The organism is Nonomuraea diastatica (genome assembly GCF_004349015.1).
Lineage (GTDB): Bacteria > Actinomycetota > Actinomycetes > Streptosporangiales > Streptosporangiaceae > Nonomuraea > Nonomuraea diastatica.
In genome coordinates, this window is the sequence record NZ_SMKP01000359.1 from 1 (window position 1) to 3,535 (window position 3,535).

Sequence of the window (3,535 nt, forward strand, 5' to 3'; positions counted from 1 at the left end):
CGATCAGTGGCGGTGTTGTCCGCGCGGGCCGCGCTCTACGAGGCGGCTACGCGGCCTACCTTCTCGGCGATCGTGTCCGGTGCGGTGGCCAGGCGGTGCTTGCGTTTGGGCAGGCCGTAGGTGGGGTGTGAGGTGGCCCACAGAGCCATCTTGAGGATGCCCGCCTTGATGTGCGCGCCTTTGCGGCCGCCCTTGTACGTCGGCTTTGCCCGCCCTTCGTCGTCGACCATCTGCAGGATCCCCTCCCGCCGCCCGAGGCTGATGTGGTTGTAGGTGTAGACCAGTTTGGTGTTGGCGATCGTGCGGCCGGTCAGGTGTCCCACGATCGCCTCGATGGCCTGCCGGCTGGTGTAGCCGGCCGAGGCGCAGGACATCGGCAGTGGCCGGCCGTTGTCGCCGATGGCGTAGACGCTGTCGCCGATGGCGTACACGTTCGGGTGCGAGACCGACCGCATGGTGCGATCGACGACGATCTGACCGTTGCCGGTGACCTCCAGCCCGCCGGCGGCGGCGATGGGGTTGACCGCGAACCCGGCGCTCCACACGGTCGCGTCGGATGTCAGGGTGGTGCCGTCGGCGCACAGCACCCGCGTCGCTTCGACGGCTTGGACGCTGGTGTGCTCCACGACGGTGATGCCCAGCCGGTCGCAGGCCCGGCGCAGGTGGCCGCGGGCTCCGGTGGAGAGCCGGGCGCCCAGTTCGCCGCGGGCGATGAGTGTCACTGACAGGGCGGGCCGGGCTTCGGCGATCTCGGTGGCGGTTTCGATGCCGGTCAGCCCGTCGCCGACGAGCAGTACGTTCCCGCCTTCGCCGCGCCTGTCCAGGCTGTCCAGGCGTTCGCGCAGGCGCAGTGCCGAGGGACGGCCGGTGACGTCGAAGGCGTGCTCGGCCACGCCGGGGACGCCGTGGTCGGCGACGTGGCTGCCGAGGGCGTAGACAAGCGTGTCGTAGCCGAGTTCGCCGCCGCCGCTGTCGGCCACGGTGACGACCTGGCGCTCGGGGTCGACGGCGGTGACGCGGGCCAGGCGCAGCCGTATCCCCGTGTGCGCGAAGACGTCGGCGAGTTTGGGAGCTTCGATCTCCTGGCCGGCCGCCAGCTGGGGCAGCCGCATTCGCTGGACGAAGTCCGGCACGGCGTTGACCACGGTGATCTCGGTGTCCTTCGAAGACAGCCGGCGGGCCAGGTTGCCGGCCGCGTAGGCTCCGGCATAGCCGGCGCCGAGGACGACGATGCGGTGCTTCATGTGGCGCTCCTGTCGGTTGGCGTGCTTGTGGTGAGTTGGCTCGGCCCTGGGTCACCGATGTTCTTGGTCGGGGGTGCCGTGAGCCTGCGCCGAAAGCTCTTGCCAGTCGGCCCAGGTCGTGAGCCGGTCGGCGTAGACCTGCTGGAGCATGGGGTAGAAGCCCTGCCCGAAGAGCACCCGCAGGGGCGGGTTGCCGGAGTCGACGATTGTGAGGAGTGCCTGGGCGGCGGCGGCAGGGTCGCCGGCGGGCTGCTTTCCCGCGAACGCGGCGATCCGCTGGCGGAGGCCGTCGTAGACCGGGTCGGGCTCGGCCAGGTGGCCGTTGTTGAGGGGGTCGGGGTTCTTGCCGTCCCTGGTGGCGAAGCCGCCGGGCTCGATCACGGTCACCTTGATGCCGAACTCGGCGACCTCTTGGGCGAGGGATTCGTTCACGGCTTCCAGGGCCCACTTGGAGGCGCTGTAGGCGCCGCTGAGCGGCATCGCCATGAGCCCGGCCGCCGAGGACAGCTGGATGATGTGCCCCGAGCCCTGCTCGCGCAGGCAGGGCAGCGCGGCCTGGATCACCCATACCGCGCCGAACAGGTTGGTCTCCAGCTGGTCGCGCAGGTGCTGCTCGGTCAGCTCCTCGATCGTGCCGACCTGGGCGTAGCCGGCGTTGTTGACGATGACGTCGAGACGGCCGAAGTGCTCGGCGGCCCGCTTGACACTCTCGAAGACGGCGGCCTTGTCGGTCACGTCCAGCTCCAGCGCAAGCACCGCCTCGCCGTAGGCGGCGGCCAGATCGTCCAGGCTTGCGGTGGTCCGTGCGGTCGCGGCCACCTTGTCGCCGCGCGACAGGGCGGCCTCGACGAAGTTGCGGCCCAGGCCGCGCGACGAACCGGTGACGAACCAGACCTTGCTCATGATGTCTTTGCGCTCCTTCTGCGATGGCGGTTGCGCGGTGGTCACCACGTAACGGGGCCAAGGTGATCGTTCGGGGAGTTGTGTGCCGCGCGGATCGTTCGCGTGGCCTGCTGACCATGCGGCGTCGGCGCCCCGAACTTTGTGACAGTGCGGTCATATGACGTGGGTCACCGATCACGGGTGTCACACAGCGGTGGGCGCCGGCGCCTTGTGTATGGAGCAGGAGTTGCCGGGTGAACGGGCAGGAGGCAGGTATGAACGAGCGCGGGGATGCCACGACGGGCGCAGCCGAGTCGATGGCTGGTGGCGGCCGGATGGATCCGGCGACCGAGGCATTCCTCGTCCACCGCAACCTGCTGTTCACCGTCGCCTACGAGATGCTCGGCTCGGCGGCCGACGCCGAGGACGCCCTGCAGGAAACCTGGTTGCGGTGGGTCAAGGTCGACCTTGGGCAGGTGCACGACCAGCGGGCCTATCTGGTGCGGATCGCCACCCGGCGCTCGCTGGATCGGCTGCGCACCCTTCGGCGCCGTAAGGAGGACTACATCGGCTCCTGGTTGCCTGAGCCGCTGCTCACTGCGCCGGACGTGGCCGAGAACGTCGAGCTCGCCGAGAGCGTGTCGATGGCGCTCATGCTCGTACTCGAGACGCTGTCCCCCACCGAACGCGCCGTCTTCGTGCTGCGCGAGGTCTTCGGTGTCAGTCACGAGGAGATCGCGGCCGCCGTCGGCAAGACCCCCGCGGCCGTCCGGCAGATCGCGCACCGCGCCCGCCGGCACGTCGAGGCACGCCGCCCGCGCGAGGTGGTCTCCCCGAGCCAGGCCCGGGCGGTGTTGGAGTCGTTCCAGCGCGCGTTGGAAACCAATAACCTGCAGGGCCTGCTTGACGTGCTGGCCCCGCAGGTCGTCCTGGTGAGCGACGGCGGCGGCGTCAAGCAGGCCGCGCCGCGGCCGATCACCGGAGCCGACAAGGTGGCCCGCATGATCGTCGAGGGCCTCGGCAAAGCCCGGATCGCGCTCACCAGCGAGCCCACCGTGGTCAACGGCAACCCGGCACTCCTGCTCCGCGTGGACGGCGAGATCGACGGCGTCATAGCGGTCCGGGTCGAGGACGCCCGCATCACCGACCTCTACTACGTCCGCAACCCGCAGAAGCTGACCCGCATCGCATCGGAGACCCCACTCACCCTGCGATGAACACCAGCGACGAAACAGCCACCTGACCAGACACCGCGTCTGGCATCATCCCCAAACAGCCCCGAACAGATCCAGCCCGATCCCCTACCAGGAGGCCCTTCATGCCGAGCAGCGTTACCGGTGAACGCACCGACCCGGAACTGCCGGTCAAGCGTGGCTGCCCGTTCACCCCGCCCGCCGCCTACGAACGGC

3 protein-coding genes are annotated in these 3,535 nt (G+C 69.6%); 1 reads left to right on the forward strand and 2 read right to left on the reverse strand.

Features of this window, described 5'->3' with window-relative positions; translation table 11 throughout:
- Nucleotides 1-35: 35 nt before the first annotated feature.
- Complete coding sequence (locus tag E1294_RS51460; protein WP_132520525.1) at nucleotides 36-1,244, reverse strand: NAD(P)/FAD-dependent oxidoreductase; 1,209 nt, start codon at nucleotides 1,242-1,244, stop codon at nucleotides 36-38.
- Between the two features lie 51 nt (nucleotides 1,245-1,295).
- Nucleotides 1,296-2,147: an SDR family NAD(P)-dependent oxidoreductase gene (locus E1294_RS51465; RefSeq protein ID WP_132520528.1), complete on the reverse strand. Its 852-nt coding sequence runs from the start codon at nucleotides 2,145-2,147 to the stop codon at nucleotides 1,296-1,298.
- A 254-nt stretch (nucleotides 2,148-2,401) separates the two neighbouring features.
- Between E1294_RS51465 and E1294_RS51470 the strand changes: the two genes are divergently transcribed.
- A complete protein-coding gene (locus E1294_RS51470; protein ID WP_132520531.1) occupies nucleotides 2,402-3,343 on the forward strand; it encodes an RNA polymerase sigma-70 factor in 942 nt (313 codons plus the stop codon).
- The last annotated feature ends 192 nt before the right edge of the window (nucleotides 3,344-3,535 follow it).